The following is an 18,897-nucleotide window of genomic DNA, read 5'->3' on the forward strand; positions in this document are numbered from 1 at the left end:
GTTTACCCCTGCGCGGGCACAGGGCTCAACGCGCACGAACGCTGCCGGTGTGCAGATCGGCCCAGACATGGCCGTTGGCGTAGCTGAGGAACTGGCAATACACCGTGTCATTGCGCAACAAGTCGATCACCACCCGGTACTGAGCCAACGGGTAATAGAGCGTCAGAGTTTTGCTTTTTTCATCGTAGATTGGCTTTTTCAGGCTTTTGCTTTCGCCATCGAAGTTGACCAGCACCTGGCTGATGGTCGCGCCCTTGTTCAAGGATTTGCCCTTGAGGCGGATCAGCAAGGGCGACGTGACCGGGATCGGCTGTTGGTTGGACTGGCGCTGGCTGCCGATCACCACCGAATACTCGGTGATCTGCAACAGTTGCTGCTGCTCGGGTTCAGCATCGCGCAGGGTCAGGTCGTCCGGGGGCAAAAACTGCGCATGCATCGGCGACGGGGCGGCGGCCAGGGGCAGGCTGACGGTCAGCAACAGGGCGGCGCAGCTGCGGATCAAAAGGCTCATGGATGGCTCCGGGGGCGGGGCCGAGCACTCTAGCATGAGGATCTACCCGGCGAATAACCGATCCCGGTCAATACTCTGGAAGACAAGGCTGGGCATACTGAAAGAGCTTTCAGCCCCATTTCGACAGTGCACCCTCTGTTGTGGAGTACCCATGTCATTCTCCATGCCCCCGTTATTCGCCGCCTGGCGTCAGACTTGGCGCGCAGGTTATAGCCTCAGACGTTTGCGCGGCGATATCAGCGCCGGGGTGACGGTCGGGATTATCGCCATCCCTCTGGCCATGGCCCTGGCGATTGCGGTGGGGGTAGCGCCCCAGCAAGGTCTGTATACGGTGCTGATCGCCGCGCCCCTGATCGCCCTGACGGGAGGCTCGCGCTTCAATGTCAGCGGGCCGACAGCCGCATTCGTGGTGATACTGCTGCCAATCACCCAACAATATGGTCTGGGTGGCCTGCTGCTCTGCACCATGCTAGCCGGGGCAATCCTGATTGCCTTGGGGCTGATTCGGGCCGGACGGCTGATTCAGTACATCCCTTATCCAGTGACCTTGGGCTTTACCGCCGGGATCGGCATTGTCATCGCCACCCTTCAATTAAAGGATTTGCTGGGCCTGAGTACCACCGGGCATGCCGAACATTACATCGAGCAATTAGGCGGGCTGCTCCAGGCGTTACCCAGCGCTCGTCTGGGGGACGGGATCATCGGTGGCATGTGCCTGGCGGTGCTGATCGTCTGGCCGCGTTTTGTGCCGAGGATTCCGGGGCATCTGGTGGCGCTGGCCGTCGGCGCATTGCTGGGGCTGGCACTGGAAAGCGGCGGGTTACCGGTTGCGACGCTGGGGGAGCGCTTCAGCTATATCGTCGATGGCGTCAGCCACCCCGGCATACCGCCGTTTCTGCCGAGCTTCGACTGGCCGTGGAATCTGCCGGGGCCCTACGGCCAGCCGCTGCACCTGTCTTACGATCTGATCCGCCAATTAATGGCGCCAGCCTTTGCCATCGCCATGCTCGGTGCCATCGAATCGTTGTTGTGCGCGGTGGTGGCCGACGGCATGACGGGCAGCAAACACGACCCTAACGCCGAACTTCTGGGTCAAGGCCTGGGCAATCTGGTCGCACCGCTGTTCGGCGGCATTACCGCCACCGCGGCAATCGCCCGCAGCGCCACCAACGTGCGCAGCGGAGCGTTTTCGCCATTGGCGGCGATTATCCACAGTGCGGTGGTGTTGCTGGCGATACTCGTCCTCGCGCCACTGTTCAGCTACTTGCCGATGGCCGCGCTGGCGGCATTGCTGGTGATGGTGGCGTGGAACATGAGCGAGGCCCGGCACGTCGTGCACACCTTGCGCATTGCACCGCGCAGCGATGTGCTGGTCTTGCTGACCTGCCTGAGCCTGACGGTGCTGTTCGATATGGTGCTGGCCGTCGCCGTCGGCCTGCTACTGGCCGCCGGGTTGTTCATCAAACGCATGAGCGACCTCACGGACACCGCCGAACTGCCTCGCGAGTTCCATCAAGCCTTACAGGATATGCCGGAGCATGTTCGTTGCTATGCGATACGCGGACCGCTGTTTTTCGGTGCTGCGGAAAAAGCCCTGGGCGTACTGCGCAAATTCAGCCCGGAGGTCAAAGTGGTGATTGTCGAGATGAGTGCCGTGCCCATGCTGGACATGACGGCGTTGGCGGCCTTCGACAATATCCTCAGGGATTACCGCACCGACGGCATCGGCCTGATTCTGGTCGGAACGGCTCCACGGGTACGCCTGAAACTCAGGCGCGCGGGCATCCATCGGGAACAGCGCCAGTTGGCCTACGTGAACAACCTGGAACAAGCTCGACGCAAAAGCGAACGCTGGCTCGCCGGACAGGGCTGAGCGCGCAGTTCAAGCAAACTGCGCACGCATTCCGATGTGAGGCCTTGCATTCAAGCCTCAACGTGCCTGGCGGCAAGTCGCCCCCAGACAGTCATCCTGTTTACATGCCTTTAACGGCAAAAATCCCGTTGGCGTTACGCCAGTAGCCTTTGTAGTCCATGCCGTAACCGAAGATGTAACGATCGATGCATGGCAGGCCGACGAAATCGGCTTTCAGGTCCGGGCGAGCCTTACGGTCGTGGTCCTTGTCGATCAGCACGGCAGTGTGCACGGCGCGGGCGCCAGCGTGTTTGCAGAAGTCGATGATCGCGCCCAAGGTGTGACCTTCATCGAGAATATCGTCGATGATCAGCACGTCACGGTCGATGAACGAGACTTCCGGCTTGGCTTTCCAGAACAGGTCGCCGCCGCTGGTTTCGTTGCGATAGCGGGTGGCGTGCAGGTAGGACGCTTCCAGCGGGAAGTTCAGATAGGTCAGCAGCTTGCCGGAGAAAATCAGCCCGCCGTTCATCACGCAGAACACCACCGGGTTGCGTTCAGCCAGTTGATCGTTGATTTGTGCACCGACGCGGGCGATGGCCGCCTCGACTTCAGCTTCGGTGTACAGGCAGTCAGCCTCTCGCATGATTTGACGGATATGCTCGAGATCAGCGGACATGGCGCTCTCCAGGGGGTTGAGGGGGAGGGACGGATTCGGAAAAGCGGGCAAAGGTACGCATCCCGCACGGCCAGATCAAGCGTTTGTGGACTAACGTTCTATATGTCTATAGGACAACACCCTCGGATAGATTAATCTGGGCCGGTTTTTTTTGCCCGCCCCCGGAGCCTTTCCCATGCCCATCCTCGAGATCCGCCATCCGCTGATCCGTCATAAACTTGGCCTTATGCGCCGCGCCGACATTAGCACGAAGAATTTCCGTGAGCTCGCTCAGGAAGTCGGTGCCCTGCTGACCTATGAAGCCACCAAAGACCTGCCGCTGGAAAGCTACGACATCGAAGGCTGGTGCGGCACGGTGTCGGTCGAGAAAATCGCCGGCAAGAAAATTACCGTGGTGCCGATCCTGCGTGCCGGTATCGGCATGCTCGAAGGCGTACTGAGCCTGATCCCGGGCGCCAAAGTCAGTGCCGTGGGCGTGGCCCGCAACGAACAAACCCTGCAGGCCCACACCTATCTGGAAAAACTGGTGCCGGAAATCGACGAACGCCTGGCGATGATCATCGACCCGATGCTCGCCACCGGCAGTTCCATGGTTGCCACCATCGACCTGTTGAAAAAGGCCGGCTGCAAGGACATTCGCGCGATGGTCCTGGTGGCTGCCCCTGAAGGCATCGCCGCTGTAGGCAAAGCTCACCCGGACGTGATGATCTACACCGCTTCCATCGATCAAAAACTGAACGAACACGGTTACATCATCCCAGGCTTGGGCGATGCCGGTGACAAGATCTTCGGCACCAAGCAGAAGGACGCTTGAGCATGCAGCAAGAGTTCAACGATCCGCTCTGGCGCACAGTGTTGTCGGGTGCGCAGATGCTGTTCGTGGCCTTTGGCGCGCTGGTGCTGATGCCGTTGATTACCGGTCTCGACCCGAACGTGGCGCTGTTCACCGCAGGCCTTGGGACGATTCTGTTCCAGATCGTCACCGGGCGTCAGGTGCCGGTGTTCCTCGCCTCGAGCTTCGCCTTCATCACGCCGATCATTCTCGCCAAGGGTCAGTTTGGCCTGGCGGCGACCATGGGCGGCGTGATGGCGGCGGGTTTCGTCTACACCTTCCTCGGCCTTGCCGTGAAGATCAAAGGCACCGGGTTCATCGACCGCATGCTACCGCCAGTGGTCATTGGCCCAGTGATCATCTCCATCGGCCTGGCCATGGCGCCGATCGCTGCCAACATGGCGATGGGCAAGGCCGGCGACGGCACCGAGCTGATTGCTTACCAGACGGCGATGTTGATCTCGATGCCGGCGCTGCTGACCACCCTGATCGTCGCGGTATTCGGCAAAGGCATTTTCCGCCTGGTGCCGATCATCTCCGGTGTACTGGTGGGTTTTGCGATGGCGTTCTATTTCGGGGTGGTCGACACCGCGAAGATTGCTGCTGCACCGTGGTTCGCGATTCCACACTTCACCGCGCCGGAATTCAACTGGCAGGCGATTCTGTTCATCGTACCGGTAGCCCTGGCCCCGGCCATCGAGCACATCGGCGGCGTGATCGCGGTCGGTAGCGTGACCGGTCGCGATTACCTGAAAAAGCCTGGCCTGCACCGCACCTTGCTCGGCGATGGCATTGCCACCACCGCGGCCGGTCTGTTTGGCGGCCCACCCAACACCACCTACGCCGAAGTGACTGGCGCGGTGATGCTGACCAAAAACTACAACCCGAAAATCATGACCTGGGCGGCGATCTTTGCGATCAGCCTGGCGTTCATCGGCAAGTTCGGCGCCCTGCTGCAAAGCATCCCGGTGCCGGTGATGGGCGGGATTCTCTGCCTGTTGTTCGGTTCGATTGCGGCGGTGGGGATGAACACAATGATTCGCCACAAGATCGACCTGGGCGAAGCACGCAATCTGGTGATTGTCTCGGTGACGCTGGTGTTCGGGATTGGCGGCGTATTGGTCGGCACAGGAACTGGCCCGGACGATTTCGGACTCAAGGGCATCGCGCTGTGCGCGGTGGTGGCGATTGCGCTGAACCTGTTGCTGCCGGGCAATGACAGCTGGAAGCACAAGAAGGCGGAAGAGTTGTTGTAACAGGCGACTCAATACCCTGTGGCGAGGGAGCTTGCTCCCGCTTGAGTGCGCAGCACTCACAAAATCTTCATCGACAGCAAGGATTTTGGGGCCGCTTCGCGACCCAGCGGGAGCAAGCTCCCTCGCCACAACAAGCCCACCTTCACTTCAAAGTGTGTTCTTACAAAGCTATCGGAGCCCTTTCACACAACGCGTTCAACGCCTTGGCCCACTGCGGATCATCGTTGAGGCACGGCACCAGCACCAACTCCTCCCCTCCCGCTTCGCGGAACTGCTCCTTCCCACGATCACCGATCTCTTCCAGGGTTTCGATGCAATCGGCGACGAACGCCGGGCACATCACCAGGACTTTCTTCACGCCGCTTTTGGCCAACTCATCAAGGCGCGCTTCGGTGTAGGGTTCGATCCACTTGGCCCGGCCCAGACGCGACTGGAACGACACCGACCACTTGTCATCCGGCAGGCCCATGCGCTTGGCAAACTCTGCGGCGGTACGCAGACACTGACCGCGGTAACAGGTCGCGACCACTTCCGGCGGCGCACCGGCGCAGCAATCGCCGCCACCTTCGAAGCTGTGACCCGGATTAAGCTTCTTCAGGTGCCGTTCCGGCAAACCATGAAAGCTCAGCAGCAGGTGATCGTAATCCTGCTGCAGATAAGGTTTGGCGCTGGCCACCAGGGCATCGAGGTATTCCGGCTGATCGTAGAACGGCTGGAGAATCGAGAACTGCACGTCGAGTTTCTTCTCCCGCACCACCCGTTTGGCTTCCTCGACTACCGTGGTCACGGTGCTATCGGCGAACTGCGGATAGAGCGGCGCCAGGGTGACTTTCTTGTGACCCTGAGCCGCCAGACGAACCAATGTCGACTCAATGGATGGCTCGCCGTAGCGCATCGCCAGTTCCACTGGCCCGTGGGTCCACTGCGCGGTCATGGCCCGTTGCAGACGACGGCTGAGCACCACCAGTGGCGAGCCGTCCGCCCACCAGATCGACGCATAAGCGTGGGCCGATTGTTCTGGGCGTTTGATCAGAATCAACGACACCAGCAAACGCCGCACCGGCCACGGCAGGTCGATCACATACGGGTCCATCAGAAATTGATTGAGGTAGCTGCGCACATCCGCCACCGAGGTGGAAGCAGGTGAACCCAGGTTGACCAGAAGCAACGCGTGATCGGTCATGCAACGTCCTATTTCTTAAGGCGGCTGGACAAATCGTCCAACGCCGCGCGCAAATCAGTGAACTGGAAAGTGAAGCCCGCTTCCAGCAAGCGAGCCGGCATGGCCTTCTGGCCACCCAGCAGCAACAAAGACAACTCGCCCAGGCACACCTTCAACACGAGGGTCGGCATCGGCATGAACGCCGGACGATGCAACACGCTACCCAACGTCTGGGCGAATTCACGATTGCGCACCGGTTTGGGCGCGCAGGCATTATATGGACCGCTGGCCTCATTGCGATGCAGAAGAAAATCAATCAGGGCGATTTGATCCTTGATATGAATCCATGACATCCACTGCCGACCATTGCCAATCGGCCCGCCCAGCCCCAGTTTGAACGGCAACAACAGCCGCGACAAAAAGCCGCCCTCGTCGGACAGCACCAACCCGGTACGAATGAGGATCACGCGAATGCCCAAGGCTTCGGCGCGCTGCGCGGTTTCCTCCCAGGCGACGCACAACTGGCTGGCGAAATCATCAATGACCGGTGGCGATTCTTCAGTCAACTCCCGCTCACCACCGTCGCCGTACCAACCGATCGCGGAGCCGGAAATCAAAACCTGCGGTTTCTGCTCGCGACTTTCGAGCCAGGCCAGCTGGGTTTCGGTCAGGGTGATCCGACTGCTCCACAACAAGGTTTTGCGTTTATGAGTCCAGAGCCGATCGGCAATCGGGGCCCCCGCGAGATTGATAATGGCATCCACCGGCTCTTGACCCAGGTCCTCCAGTCGTGCGATTCCACGTACTTGAGTGCCACAGACTTGGGCAACTTTTGCAGGTGTGCGACTCCAGACTGTCAGGCGATGTCCCTGACTCAACCAGTGTTGGCAGAGTTGACGTCCTATCAAACCAGTACCGCCGGTCAGCAATATGTGCATGACATCTTCCTCGCGTGGCGTTTTACCCTGATCACTAGTCTATTTTTATAAGCAGGGATCTTTGGTATCGGGCAGGCTCTGTGCTTAACAATAGGCCAAGCTGTCAGAACGAGAACGCTAAAAGTTATACCAAAAAACAACATTGTACAGGTTTGAACCACGGCGTAGTCTGTACAGACAGGTAAACGAGGCCCCTATGACTGTACCTATCGCAATCATCGGCACCGGCATCGCCGGACTCTCAGCCGCCCAAGCCCTTACGGAGGCCGGGCATGTCGTTCAACTTTTCGATAAAAGCCGCGGCAGTGGCGGACGCATGTCGAGCAAGCGCAGCGATGCGGGTGCTCTGGACATGGGCGCGCAATATTTCACTGCCCGCGACCGTCGCTTCGTCACCGAAGTCCAGCGCTGGCAAGCCAACGGCTGGGTCGCCGTATGGACGCCGCAGCTCTATACCTTTCACGGCGGCCAGCTCAGGCCTTCGCCGGACGAACAGACACGCTGGGTCGGCACACCACGCATGAGCGCGATCACGCGCGGCCTGCTCGGTGATCTGGAAGTGCATTTCGCTTGCCGCATCACCGAGGTCTATCGCGGTGAAGAACATTGGCATCTGCAAGATGCCGACGGCTTCACTCACGGCCCGTTCAGCCATGTCGTCATCGCCACGCCCGCCCCTCAAGCGACCGCACTGCTGGCGGCCGCGCCGAAACTCGCCGGGGCCGCTGCCGGGGTAAAAATGGAACCCACCTGGGCCGTCGCCCTGGCGTTCGACACGCCACTGGAAACCGCCATCGAAGGTTGCTTCGTGCAGGACAGTCCTCTCGACTGGCTGGCGCGCAACCGCAGCAAGCCAGGACGCGACACCACCCTCGACACCTGGGTGCTGCACGCTACCAGTGCCTGGAGCCGGCAGCATATCGACCTGCCCAAGGAAGCGGTGATCGAACAATTGCACGGTGCCTTTGCCGAACTGCTGCACGACGCCATGCCTGCTCCGACTTTCAGCCTCGCTCACCGCTGGCTGTACGCCCGGCCGGCCAGCAGCCATGAATGGGGTGCCCTGGCCGATGCCGATCTGGGCCTGTATGTGTGCGGCGACTGGTGTCTGTCTGGCCGTGTCGAAGGTGCCTGGCTCAGTGGTCAGGAAGCAGCCCGCCGGCTGCATGAACACCTGCAGTGAATTGAATCAAGTCCGGCCCATCGCTGCTGTCGACATGGGCAGCAGCCCCGCAAAAACCTATACAAAAAATTTGACTTGTACACCTTTGAATCTATGATGAAGTCATGTTGTACAGACCTAATAATCTGTACAGGCCTGGATTCGAGGCGCTCCGATGCCCCCTACAGCCATGAAACCCAAAATCGCCATCAGCGCTTGCCTGATGGGAGCCGAAGTGCGTTACAACGGCGGGCACAAAGCATCGCGGCTGTGCAGCATTACCCTCACCGATTATTTCGATTTCGTCCCGGTGTGCCCGGAAGTCGCCATTGGCCTGGGTATCCCTCGCGAACCGATCCGTCTGGTCGGCAACCCCGAACACCCGAAGGCTGTCGGCACTGTCCACCCTGAGATCAACGTCACCCGGCCGCTGGCCGAGTATGGTCAAAAAATGGCGATGGAGCTGGGCGACATCTGCGGCTATATCTTCATGCAGAAATCCCCTTCGTGCGGGCTGGAACGGGTCAAGGTCTACCACGCCAACGGCGCGCCAGTGGACGGTGGTAGCCGTGGTATCTACGCCCAAGCCTTCTGTGCATTGCATCCTGATCTACCGGTGGAAGAAGACGGCCGCCTCAACGACCCGGTGCTGCGGGAAAACTTCCTCACCCGCGTGTTCGCCTACAGCGCCTGGCAGCAGTTGCTGCAAACACGCCTGACCCGGCGCAGCCTCACTGACTTTCACTCGCGCTACAAATACCTGTTGATGGCCCACAACCCGGTGCAATACAAAACCCTGGGCAACTTGTTGGGCAATATGGGCCAGTCCGATCTCGAAGAGATCGGCCCGCGCTATTTCAGCGAGTTGATGACGGCCCTGAAAAAATGCGCCACACGCCGCACCCACACCAACGTGCTGCAGCACATCAGCGGCTATCTCAAACAAGCCATCAGCCCTGAAGACAAACAGGAGATGCAGCACGTCATCGGCCAGTATCACAAGGGCATCGTGCCGCTGGTGGTGCCATTGACGCTGCTCAAACACTACTTTCGCCAACACCCGGATCCATACATTGCGCAACAGGTTTACCTGCAACCGCATCCGGAAAACCTCAGCCTGCGAAACGCGATTTAATGAAAAATCCACCGGACACCAGCGCCAGCGAAGACCTCGGCACCGACTTCAAGAAGGCCCTTGACGCTGGTTGGTTACCCATTCGTGAAGTGGCCCGGCAGACCGGGGTCAATGCCGTCACCTTGCGCGCCTGGGAACGACGCTATGGGCTGATCGTGCCCCAGCGTACGCCCAAGGGGCATCGGCTGTTCTGTGCCGAACACGTTCAACGAATCCTGACGATCCTCACCTGGCTCAATCGCGGCGTGGCTGTCAGCCAGGTCAAACAACTGCTCGACACGCCTCAGGGGCTTACCGATCCCATCGGGAACGATTGGTTGGTGCTGCGTCAGACACTGCTGCAAGCGGTCACTCAGCTGGCCGAACGCACCCTCGATGACACGGTGAATCAGGCGATGGCGCTGTATCCGCCACGTACATTGTGTGAAAAATTGTTGATGCCGTTGCTGGCGGAACTGGAACAACGCTGGCAAGGCCAGTTCGGCGCGCAGATGGAGCGGGTATTTGTTTATTCCTGGTTGCGCAGCAAATTCGGCGCGAGGATCTACCATAACAACCGTCAGTTACGCACCGCGCCGCTGCTGCTGATCAATCACTCCGACCTGCCGCTGGAGCCTTATCTGTGGCTCACGGCCTGGCTGATCAGCAGCGTCGATTGCCCGGTGGAAGTCTTCGACTGGCCGCTCCCCGCTGGCGAACTTGCGCTGGCGGTCGATCACCTGCAAGCCCGCGGCGTACTGCTGTATTCCAGCAAAGCCATGAATCTTTCGCAGCTGACGAAACTTTTGAATGGCGTCAGTTGCCCAAAAATGATCGCCGGATCAACGGTGCGTATTCACCACACCGAGTTATCCGCAAGAACCGCCGCCATTGCTGACTTGTCCCTGGCCGAAGACCCGTTATCGGCCCATCAGGGCCTGATTCAGCGTGGGCTCATTTAAATCGGATTTTTAATGGATCGCGCGGATACCACCATGCAATTGATCTGGCTGCGCAGCGACTTGCGTCTACATGACAACACCGCCCTCTCGGCCGCCGCAGCGCGGGGCCCGAGTGTGGCGGTGTATTTGCTGAGTCCGCAGCAATGGCTGGCGCATGACGACGCGCCGTGCAAAGTGGATTTCTGGCTGCGCAACCTGAGCGAATTACGTCTTGCGCTGGGCGCCCTGAACATCCCGCTGCTGATTCGCAAAGCGTCCCGCTGGGATGAGGCACCGAAGGTCCTGCTCGAGTTGTGCCAGCAATTGAAGATCGATGCAGTACACGCCAATGAGGAATACGGCATTGATGAAACCCGCCGTGATGCCGCGGTGGCCCAAGCCCTGAAAGCCCAGGGCATCGACTTTTACCGCTACCTCGATCAACTGCTGCTCAAGCCCGGCACCGTGCTGACCAGAACCGGCACCTATTTCCAGGTCTTCAGCCAGTTCCGCAAGGTCTGCTACGAACGTTTGCACGCATCATTGCCGAGACTGGTTACCGCCCCCGCCATTCAGGCGCCGCTGGGTATCGCCAGCGACGAACCGCCCTCTCGTGTCGAGGGTTTCGACACGCCCAGCGACAGTTTGCGTGCTCTCTGGCCGGCCGGCGAAGCCGAAGCCCGACGCCGCCTCGATACTTTTACCGACGCGCAGATCGACTATTACCACAGCGAGCGCGATTTCCCGGCAAAACCCGGCACCAGCCAGCTCTCGGCCTATCTCACCGCTGGGGTCATCTCCCCTCGTCAGTGTTTGCATGCCGCGTTGCAAAGCAATCAGGGGGAGTTCGAAAGCGGCAAGGTCGGTGCCGTTACCTGGATCAACGAGTTGCTGTGGCGCGAATTCTACAAACACATTCTGGTGGGCTACCCACGGGTCTCTCGGCACCGCGCCTTTCGCCCGGAAACCGAAGCCCTCGCCTGGCGTGACGCCCCGCAAGACCTCAAGGCCTGGCAACAAGGCCGTACCGGCCTGCCGATCATTGATGCTGCCATGCGCCAATTGCTGGAAACCGGCTGGATGCACAATCGCTTGCGCATGGTTGTGGCAATGTTTCTGAGCAAAAACCTGCTGATAGACTGGCGTGAAGGCGAGCGTTTCTTCATGCAGCATCTGATTGACGGTGATCTGGCGGCGAACAATGGTGGCTGGCAGTGGAGTTCGTCCACCGGCACCGATTCGGCGCCCTACTTCCGGATTTTCAACCCACTGAGCCAGTCGGAAAAGTTCGATGCCGAAGGGGTTTTCATCAAGCATTGGTTGCCGCAGATCAATGAAATGAACAAAAAAGACCTGCATAATCCCGCGAGAGTCGACGGATTGTTCGGTGTGACGGATTATCCATCGCCTATCGTCAATCTGAGCAGTTCCCGCGAACGGGCCTTGGCGGCGTTCAAGAACCTGCCGTCTCGACAAGGTTTACCGCTACTGGAATGATCTTGATGCCGCAGCGTTACGTTATGAACACGGTATTGAGCCGGGAAATCATCTGGTAAAAAAGGGAATTGGAATGAGTCGTACACCTCCAAGGCGATACTGGTTGACCGGCGCCAGCAACGGTATTGGTGCCGCGCTGGCCGAAGAAATACTGAAAGCCGGCGCTCATCTGGCTGTCAGCTCCCGCTCATTGGCACCATTGAAAGCCCTGTCTCAGCGTTATCCCGGGCAGGTGCTGGTGGTCGCGGGGGATTTGACCAACGGTCAACGGGTGCGCGAAATCGGCGAGCAGATTGCCAAGGAATGGGGTTCTCTGGACACCATGATCCTCAACGCAGGCACCTGCGAATACGTCGACGGCAATCAGTTCGACTCGTCAATCATCGAGCACATCGTGCGTACCAACCTGCTTGCCAGCAGCTATTGCATCGAAGCCGCCCGTCCCCTGCTGCGGGCGGGCACTGCGCCGCATCTGGTGGGCATGGCCAGCTCGGTGACCTGGTTGCCCCTGCCACGGGCCGAAGCTTATGGCGATTCAAAGCCCGGGTTGCGTCACCTTTTCGAGTCCTTGCGCATCAATGTGGCGCCAGAAAACATCGAAATGACCATAGTCAGCCCAGGACTTATCGATATCCCCCTGAGCAACGACGTTCCAGTACACCTCGACTGGTCGGCGGACAAAGCTGCGCGATACCTCTTCGACATGCTCAAACATCGGCCACTGGAGCTCTCCTTACCGGAACTGCTCATGCCTGTCCTTTGGCCTCTGCCACAAAAGCCCGGCCAGACGGGACTGGCAATCGGCAAACGCATGGAGCGAAGCAATCCGCCGATCGAGGATCTGCCGTGAAGCCTGAGCGTCCGTCAGGCCTTTCACACAGCGCAGGCCCACTGCCTTACACTGCGCGCCATGAAAACCATTCCCCACACGCAAATCGCCGAACCAGCGGTCACCTGCTCGACCTGCGCTGCCTGCTGCTGTCAGCTTGAAGTCATGTTGATCACCGACACCGGTGTGCCCGAGCGTTTTATCGATACCGACGACTGGGGTGGGGAAGTCATGCTGCGCCTGGATGACGGCTGGTGCGCCGCGCTGGATCGCAACAGCATGATGTGCACCATCTACGAAAAACGTCCGCTGATCTGCCGGGAGTTCGAAATGGGCGCACCGGAATGCATCACCGAACGCCAGGGGATTGCGACGGCGTATCGGTGAGCTAATACAACAGGCCACCGAAGACCCAATGTGGGAGCGGGCTTGCTCGCGAAAGCGGATTGTCAGTCAACATCAGTGTTGAATGTTCAATCGCATTCGCGAGCAAGCCCGCTCCCACATTAAAGGTGCAGTAATGCTTACAACGGCATCGTGTAATGCAGCGAGTAACTCTCTACGCCATCGTTCGGGCTACTGATCCCGCCATTGGAATAGTGCGTGGCGCGAATTCCGACTTCATGTCCGCCGGTAAAACGCAGACCAAACCCGAAGCGGTCTTCGAACTGAAAGGCCCCGCCCAGTTTGTTGTCTTCGATTTCGGTGTTGGCAAACACCGCGATGCCGATACCGGCTTCAACGTAGGGTTTGATGGTCTGACCGGCAAACTCGTATACCAACACTGGCGAGAACGACAAACTGTGATTGCTTGATGTTTTGTCCCCCTCCCAGTAGGTATAAGCGCCGCTCCAGTAGCCGGTCAAGCGCCCGATGTCACTCTGAAGCCAGCTTTTGTCCCAATCGAATTGCATGCCCAATCGGTAGGTCATGGTTGAATCGCTGGTCTGGCCGACCCCGAATTCCACCCCTGCTGCCTGTGCGGTAAAACTGTGCCCCATCAATGCGGTCGCAATTGCGGCCAAGCAGAATAGTCGCTTCATTAGAAACATCCTTTTCCGAACAACTTCGTATGGTTTTTATGCTGACCAACAGACAACGCTATAGAAGTAGACGCTTGATCAGAGGTTCAGCCCAATTATTCGTATCATCACTTTTTATCTACAAGTCGAAGCTTTGCACAACACCCGTCGAATGCCATAAAACTGGCAAGATATTTCTGAAATGTTCCGGATCCGCACTCGACCAGAACCGGGCAGCGCGAGCGGGTCCCTCGGCCAGCAACTCACGCTCGGCCAACAATCGTTGAAGCTGCCGTGCCACAGCGGCACCAGTATCGATCAGGCTGATGCTCGGCGGGAGCATCTGCTTAAGCAGCGGCTTTAGAAAGGGATAATGCGTGCAGCCAAGAATGATCGTATCTGCACCTGCAGCCAGCAGCGGATCGATATACCCTTGCAGCAACTGACGCAAAGCTTCGCTGTGCAAATCGCCATTTTCAATCAGCTCCACCAGCCCGGGACATGGCTGAGTAATCACTCGCACATCGGTTGCAAAACGGTCGAGCAAGGCGGCGAACTTGGCACTCTGTAAAGTGCCGGTGGTGGCGAGTACGCCAACCACACCGCTGCGCGTCGCCGCAGCAGCCGGTTTGACCGCGGGCTCCATGCCGACGATGGGCCACTCGGGGAAATCGCGTCGCAAATCCGCGACACCCGCGACGGTCGCGGTGTTGCAAGCGAGCACCAGCGCCTTGGCGCCCTGCTGCTGAAAGAACTGCGCCATGACACTGCAACGCTGACTGATGAATGCCGGGGATTTCTCGCCGTAGGGAATATTCCCGCAATCGCCGAGGTACAACAGAGATTCGTTGGGCAGCAACTGCTGGATCTCGGCCAGCACCGACAGCCCACCGACGCCGGAATCGAATACTGCAATCGGCGCTTCACGCATGGCTTGACCCGCAGACGCTGCAGCCCGGATCACGCTTGACCCGCAATTCACGAAAGCGCGTGCCCAAGGCATCGATCAATAACAGGCGCCCCACCAGCGGCTCGCCGAACCCCACCAGCAATTTCAGCGCTTCGAGGGCTTGCAGGCTACCGACCAGGCCCACCAGCGGACCGAGTACGCCGGCTTCGCTGCAAGTCAGCTCGGCTTCACTGCCGTGCCCGTATAAACAGTGGTAGCAAGGGCTTTCCGGACGACGGGAGTCGAAGACCGACAATTGCCCTTCCAGCCGAATCGCCGCACCGCTGACCAGCGGTTTACGCGCAGCCACACACGCGGCGTTGACCGCTTCGCGGGTGGAAAAATTATCGGAACAGTCCAGCACCAGATCCACTGCGGCAACTGCCGCCGCCAGGGAATCTTCATCCAGGGCGGTACGATGGGCAATCAGCTGAATCTCGGGATTGATCGCGGTCAGGCGACGGATCGCCGAATCGACTTTGCTCAGGCCTACGCTGTCGCTGTCGTGAACGATCTGGCGTTGCAGATTGGTCAGGTCAACCGTGTCGAAGTCCGCCAGATGCAACTCACCAACACCGGCCGCGGCCAGGTACAGCGCTACCGGTGAGCCGAGACCGCCGAGGCCGACAATTAGCACGCGGCTTTCTTTGAGCCGTAACTGGCCGTCGATGTCGATGTGTTGCAGCAGAATCTGCCGGCTATAGCGCAGTAGTTCCTGATCATTCAGCACGGCAAGCGCCCCAGACTGATGCGTTCGTGACCGCCCAGGTCGGTGCGGCTATGGACCTCTTCAAAGCCGCGGGTCAGCAGCAAATCGCGCACGGCGGCGGCTTGATCGTAACCATGTTCGAGCATCAACCAGCCCCCCGCCTCAAGATGATCCGGTGCCTGATCGACGATCAGACGCAAATCGTCGAGCCCATCGACGCCGGCCACCAAGGCACTGGCCGGTTCGAAGCGCACGTCGCCCTCCGCCAGATGCGGATCGGTCGAAGCAATGTAGGGCGGATTGCTAATGATCAATTGAAAGCGTTGGCCTTCCAAAGCGCTGAACCAATGGCTACTCAGCACTGTGGCGTTGTTCAGGTTCAGCCGCTGGCGATTGCGCTCGGCCAGGGCCACGGCTTCCAGCACGCGATCCACGGCGGTGACGTTCCAGGTCGGACGTTCGCTGGCCAGGGCCAGGGCGATGGCGCCACTGCCGGTGCCCAAATCGAGCACCAAGGCTTGTGTGGCCGGCAACAGTTCCAGCGCGGTCTCTACCAGCAATTCGGTGTCGGGGCGCGGAATCAGCGTGTGAGGCGCGACTTCCAGGTCGAGTTTCCAGAAGCCTTGCTGCTCCAGAATGTAGGCCACCGGCTCACCACTACGGCGGCGCTGCAGGTACTCGGCAAACTTCAGTGCCGCTTCGCTCGGGACGATACGCTCGGGCCAGGTGTGCAGAAAACTGCGGGACTTGCCCAAGGCAGCCGCCAGCAGCAATTCGGCATCCAGACGCGCGGTGGGCGAGTCGGGCAAATCAGCGGCGCGCAACAAACTGGCAATGATCGTCATTTACTCACCTATCGCAGCCAATTGGTCGGCCTGGAACTCGGCCAGCAGCGGTTCGATCACCGCATCCACGCCACCGGCGAGAATTTCATCGAGCGAATACAGCGTCAGGTTGACCCGGTGGTCGGTAACCCGGCCCTGGGCAAAGTTATAGGTGCGAATACGCTCGGAACGGTCACCGGAACCTACCAGCAATTTACGCTCGCTAGCGATGGCGTTCGCTGCGGCGCTGGTCTGCTGGTCGTTGAGCTTGGCCGACAGCCAGGACATCGCCCGGGCGCGGTTTTTGTGCTGGGAACGTTCTTCCTGGCACTCGACGACAATACCGGACGGCAAGTGCGTGATACGAATCGCCGAGTCAGTCTTGTTGACGTGCTGACCACCGGCACCGGAGGAACGATAGGTGTCGACCCGCAGATCCGCCGGGTTGATCTCGATCGCTTCCTGCTCGTCCGGCTCGGGCAACACGGCCACGGTGCAGGCGGACGTGTGGATGCGACCCTGGGATTCAGTGGCCGGAACCCGCTGCACGCGATGCGCACCGGATTCGAACTTCAGCTTGCCGTAAACGTTCTCGCCTTCGACCCGGGCAATGACTTCTTTATAGCCGCCGTGTTCACCTTCGTTCTCCGAGAGAATCTCTACCCGCCAGCCACGTCGCTCGGCGTAACGCGAATACATGCGGAACAGATCGCCGGAGAAGATTGCCGCTTCGTCACCGCCAGTGCCGGCACGGATTTCGAGGAATACGTTGCGCCCGTCGTTGGGATCTTTGGGCAACAGCATGCGTTGCAGTTGGGCTTCGATTTCGATCAATTGCTCTTTGGCTTCGCGGACTTCTTCCACGGCCATTTCGCGCATGTCCGGGTCGCTGTCCTTGAGCAGCGCCTGAGCCCCTTCGAGGTCGCCCTGCACTTTAAGCAGCTGTTTATAGGTGCCAACGATCGGCTCGACTTCCGCATATTCCTTGGAATAGGCGCGGAACTTGTTTTGATCGGAAATGACTTCGCCGTCGCCAAGCAGGGCGGTCAATTCCTCGAAACGGTCCTGGAGGATGTCCAGCTTATTGAGCAGTGACGCTTTCATTGCGGTTTTTTATCCGAAAAGCTATCCGATGAGCCCTCACCGAGGGCAAAGAGTTCCTGGGCCATGGCCAGCGCATCGAGGCGGCCTTCGGCAGAGAGCTTTTTCAATTGCACGCTCGGGGCGTGCAAGAGTTTGTTGGTCAGGCCGCGGGCCAGTTGCACTAGCACATCTTCGGCGCTGCTGCCATTGGCGAGCATGCGTTGGGCTTTCTGCAATTCTTCGTCGCGCAGGCGCTCGCTTTGTTGACGATAGGCCTTGAGCACATCCACCGCCGCCAGTTCGCGCAGGCGAACCATGAAATCTTCGGCACCAATCGACACCATCTCTTCGGCGGCTTGGGCAGCGCCCTGACGGCTCTTGAGGTTTTCGGCGACCACTTCATGGAGATCGTCGACGCTATAGAGGTAAACGTCGTCCAACTCGCCGACTTCCGGCTCGATATCCCGAGGAACAGCAATATCCACCATGAAAATCGGCTTGTGCTTGCGCAATTTCAAGGCACTTTCCACTGCGCCTTTACCGAGAATCGGTAACTGGCTGGCGGTGGAACTGATGACGATGTCGCTGCGCACCAGTTCTGCCGGGATGTCGGAGAGCAGCACCGCGTGGGCGCCGAATTGCTCGGCCAGAATGCTCGCGCGTTCCAGAGTGCGATTGGCAACCACGATTCGCTTCACGCCCAGCTCATGCAGATGGCGGGCGACCAGGGTGATGGTTTCGCCGGCGCCGATCAGCAAAGCCTGGCTGCGTTGCAAATCACTGAAAATCTGTTTCGCCAGGCTGACCGCGGCAAACGCCACGGACACCGGGTTCTCGCCGATGGCGGTATCGGTCCGCACCTGTTTGGCCGCATTGAACGTGGCCTGGAACAGCCGCCCGAGCAGTGGACCGATGGTGCCGGCCTCGCGAGCGACAGCGTAGGCCGATTTCATCTGGCCGAGAATCTGCGGTTCGCCCAACACCAGCGAATCGAGCCCGGAGGCGACCCGCATCATGTGACGAACTGCCGCATCATCTTCATGCACATAAGCGCTGGCGCGCAGCTCATCGAGGCTCAAATGATGATAATCGGCCAGCCAGCGCAATATGATGTCAGCCGAAAGGTGATCCTGTTCTATATACAGTTCACTGCGATTGCAGGTGGAGAGGATCGCAGCTTCGCGGCTGTCGGTGAGTCGGCAGAGCTGCTGCAAGGCCTCAACCAGCTGCTCAGGGGTAAAGGCCACGCGCTCGCGGACGTCTACTGAAGCAGTCTTGTGGTTAATACCGAGTGCAAGGAAGGCCATTCAAGGTCGCTGATGGTGACGTGAAGCCGACAATTGTCCTACTTCGACAGAGCCAGAACAACCACTCGATATCTATCGCTCCTGTAAGGACGGCCAAAGGCTGCGATCCGTTCTCGTTTACAAGGACGCCGGGCCTGCGGGGATTGCCCGCGCGGGTAAATTGGCCGGGCGGTTATGTTTGGCCGAAGGCTTGTGTCATGATGATCCGACCGCAGGTTAGTCGTCCTTTT

Annotated in this window: 19 protein-coding genes; 9 read left to right on the plus strand and 10 right to left on the minus strand. The window is 59.4% G+C overall.

All coding sequences use genetic code 11. The features are described from left to right. Positions 1-25 precede the first annotated feature (25 nt). Complete coding sequence (locus tag ACZ3HH_RS28015; RefSeq protein WP_465809574.1) at positions 26-511, minus strand: hypothetical protein; 486 nt, start codon at positions 509-511, stop codon at positions 26-28. Between the two features lie 151 nt (positions 512-662). Between ACZ3HH_RS28015 and dauA the strand changes: the two genes are divergently transcribed. Then, complete coding sequence (dauA, locus tag ACZ3HH_RS28020) at positions 663-2,384, plus strand: C4-dicarboxylic acid transporter DauA (RefSeq protein WP_465809576.1); 1,722 nt, start codon at positions 663-665, stop codon at positions 2,382-2,384. 100 nt (positions 2,385-2,484) lie between these two features. Here dauA and ACZ3HH_RS28025 read toward each other — a convergent pair whose 3' ends face one another. Further along, entirely contained in the window at positions 2,485-3,042 is a 558-nt protein-coding gene (locus ACZ3HH_RS28025) for a hypoxanthine-guanine phosphoribosyltransferase (RefSeq protein ID WP_253552804.1), read from the minus strand. 175 nt (positions 3,043-3,217) lie between these two features. Here ACZ3HH_RS28025 and upp point away from each other — a divergent pair, with 175 nt between their 5' ends. After that, positions 3,218-3,856, plus strand: coding sequence for a uracil phosphoribosyltransferase (gene upp / locus ACZ3HH_RS28030; RefSeq protein WP_465809578.1), 639 nt, complete (start codon positions 3,218-3,220; stop codon positions 3,854-3,856). 2 nt (positions 3,857-3,858) lie between these two features. Further along, positions 3,859-5,130, plus strand: coding sequence for a uracil-xanthine permease family protein (locus ACZ3HH_RS28035; protein ID WP_465809580.1), 1,272 nt, complete (start codon positions 3,859-3,861; stop codon positions 5,128-5,130). 160 nt (positions 5,131-5,290) lie between these two features. Here the strand turns inward: ACZ3HH_RS28035 and hemH are convergent, their stop codons facing one another. Continuing rightward, the gene (hemH, locus tag ACZ3HH_RS28040; protein ID WP_465809582.1) at positions 5,291-6,313 is read right to left on the minus strand and encodes a ferrochelatase; all 1,023 of its coding nucleotides are present in this window, start codon (positions 6,311-6,313) and stop codon (positions 5,291-5,293) included. An 8-nt stretch (positions 6,314-6,321) separates the two neighbouring features. Further along, positions 6,322-7,230 (minus strand): TIGR01777 family oxidoreductase, encoded by a 909-nt coding sequence (locus tag ACZ3HH_RS28045; protein WP_465809583.1) that lies wholly within the window; start codon positions 7,228-7,230, stop codon positions 6,322-6,324. Positions 7,231-7,426: 196 nt separating this feature from the next. Between ACZ3HH_RS28045 and ACZ3HH_RS28050 the strand changes: the two genes are divergently transcribed. The 6 genes from ACZ3HH_RS28050 to ACZ3HH_RS28075 all read left to right on the plus strand — a co-directional run bounded on the left by ACZ3HH_RS28050 (position 7,427) and on the right by ACZ3HH_RS28075 (position 13,160). Then, positions 7,427-8,413, plus strand: coding sequence for an NAD(P)/FAD-dependent oxidoreductase (locus tag ACZ3HH_RS28050; protein ID WP_465809585.1), 987 nt, complete (start codon positions 7,427-7,429; stop codon positions 8,411-8,413). 154 nt (positions 8,414-8,567) lie between these two features. Next, positions 8,568-9,527 (plus strand): YbgA family protein, encoded by a 960-nt coding sequence (locus ACZ3HH_RS28055; protein WP_465809587.1) that lies wholly within the window; start codon positions 8,568-8,570, stop codon positions 9,525-9,527. Next, complete coding sequence (locus ACZ3HH_RS28060) at positions 9,527-10,468, plus strand: MerR family transcriptional regulator (RefSeq protein ID WP_465809589.1); 942 nt, start codon at positions 9,527-9,529, stop codon at positions 10,466-10,468. The genes ACZ3HH_RS28055 and ACZ3HH_RS28060 overlap by 1 nt, the downstream gene beginning before the upstream one ends. A gap of 33 nt (positions 10,469-10,501) precedes the next feature. Continuing rightward, on the plus strand, positions 10,502-11,944 hold the full coding sequence (gene phrB, locus ACZ3HH_RS28065; protein WP_465809591.1) for a deoxyribodipyrimidine photo-lyase: 1,443 nt from the start codon (positions 10,502-10,504) through the stop codon (positions 11,942-11,944). A gap of 73 nt (positions 11,945-12,017) precedes the next feature. Next, positions 12,018-12,794, plus strand: a complete 777-nt coding sequence (locus ACZ3HH_RS28070; RefSeq protein WP_465809593.1) for an SDR family NAD(P)-dependent oxidoreductase — start codon at positions 12,018-12,020, stop codon at positions 12,792-12,794. A gap of 60 nt (positions 12,795-12,854) precedes the next feature. Continuing rightward, the gene (locus ACZ3HH_RS28075) at positions 12,855-13,160 is read left to right on the plus strand and encodes a YkgJ family cysteine cluster protein (protein WP_007905822.1); all 306 of its coding nucleotides are present in this window, start codon (positions 12,855-12,857) and stop codon (positions 13,158-13,160) included. Positions 13,161-13,297: 137 nt separating this feature from the next. On the opposite strand, the gene ACZ3HH_RS28080 is transcribed toward ACZ3HH_RS28075, so the two are convergent. The 6 genes from ACZ3HH_RS28080 to hemA form a co-directional block, all read right to left on the minus strand. Continuing rightward, on the minus strand, positions 13,298-13,816 hold the full coding sequence (locus ACZ3HH_RS28080; protein WP_465809595.1) for an acyloxyacyl hydrolase: 519 nt from the start codon (positions 13,814-13,816) through the stop codon (positions 13,298-13,300). Between the two features lie 118 nt (positions 13,817-13,934). After that, positions 13,935-14,726 carry a glutamate racemase gene (murI, locus tag ACZ3HH_RS28085; protein ID WP_465809597.1) on the minus strand — a complete coding sequence of 264 codons (792 nt, stop codon included), beginning with the start codon at positions 14,724-14,726 and terminating at the stop codon, positions 13,935-13,937. Beyond that, positions 14,719-15,474 carry a molybdopterin-synthase adenylyltransferase MoeB gene (locus ACZ3HH_RS28090; RefSeq protein ID WP_465809600.1) on the minus strand — a complete coding sequence of 252 codons (756 nt, stop codon included), beginning with the start codon at positions 15,472-15,474 and terminating at the stop codon, positions 14,719-14,721. The genes murI and ACZ3HH_RS28090 overlap by 8 nt, the downstream gene beginning before the upstream one ends. Next, complete coding sequence (gene prmC / locus ACZ3HH_RS28095) at positions 15,468-16,298, minus strand: peptide chain release factor N(5)-glutamine methyltransferase (protein WP_465809602.1); 831 nt, start codon at positions 16,296-16,298, stop codon at positions 15,468-15,470. Before prmC ends, ACZ3HH_RS28090 begins: the two co-directional genes overlap by 7 nt. Beyond that, complete coding sequence (gene prfA / locus ACZ3HH_RS28100; RefSeq protein WP_460144669.1) at positions 16,299-17,381, minus strand: peptide chain release factor 1; 1,083 nt, start codon at positions 17,379-17,381, stop codon at positions 16,299-16,301. It abuts the gene before it with no gap. Continuing rightward, entirely contained in the window at positions 17,378-18,667 is a 1,290-nt protein-coding gene (gene hemA / locus ACZ3HH_RS28105; protein WP_258617091.1) for a glutamyl-tRNA reductase, read from the minus strand. Before hemA ends, prfA begins: the two co-directional genes overlap by 4 nt. Positions 18,668-18,897: the final 230 nt, after the last annotated feature.

This window comes from Pseudomonas sp. PME37.24/025 (assembly GCF_055556615.1).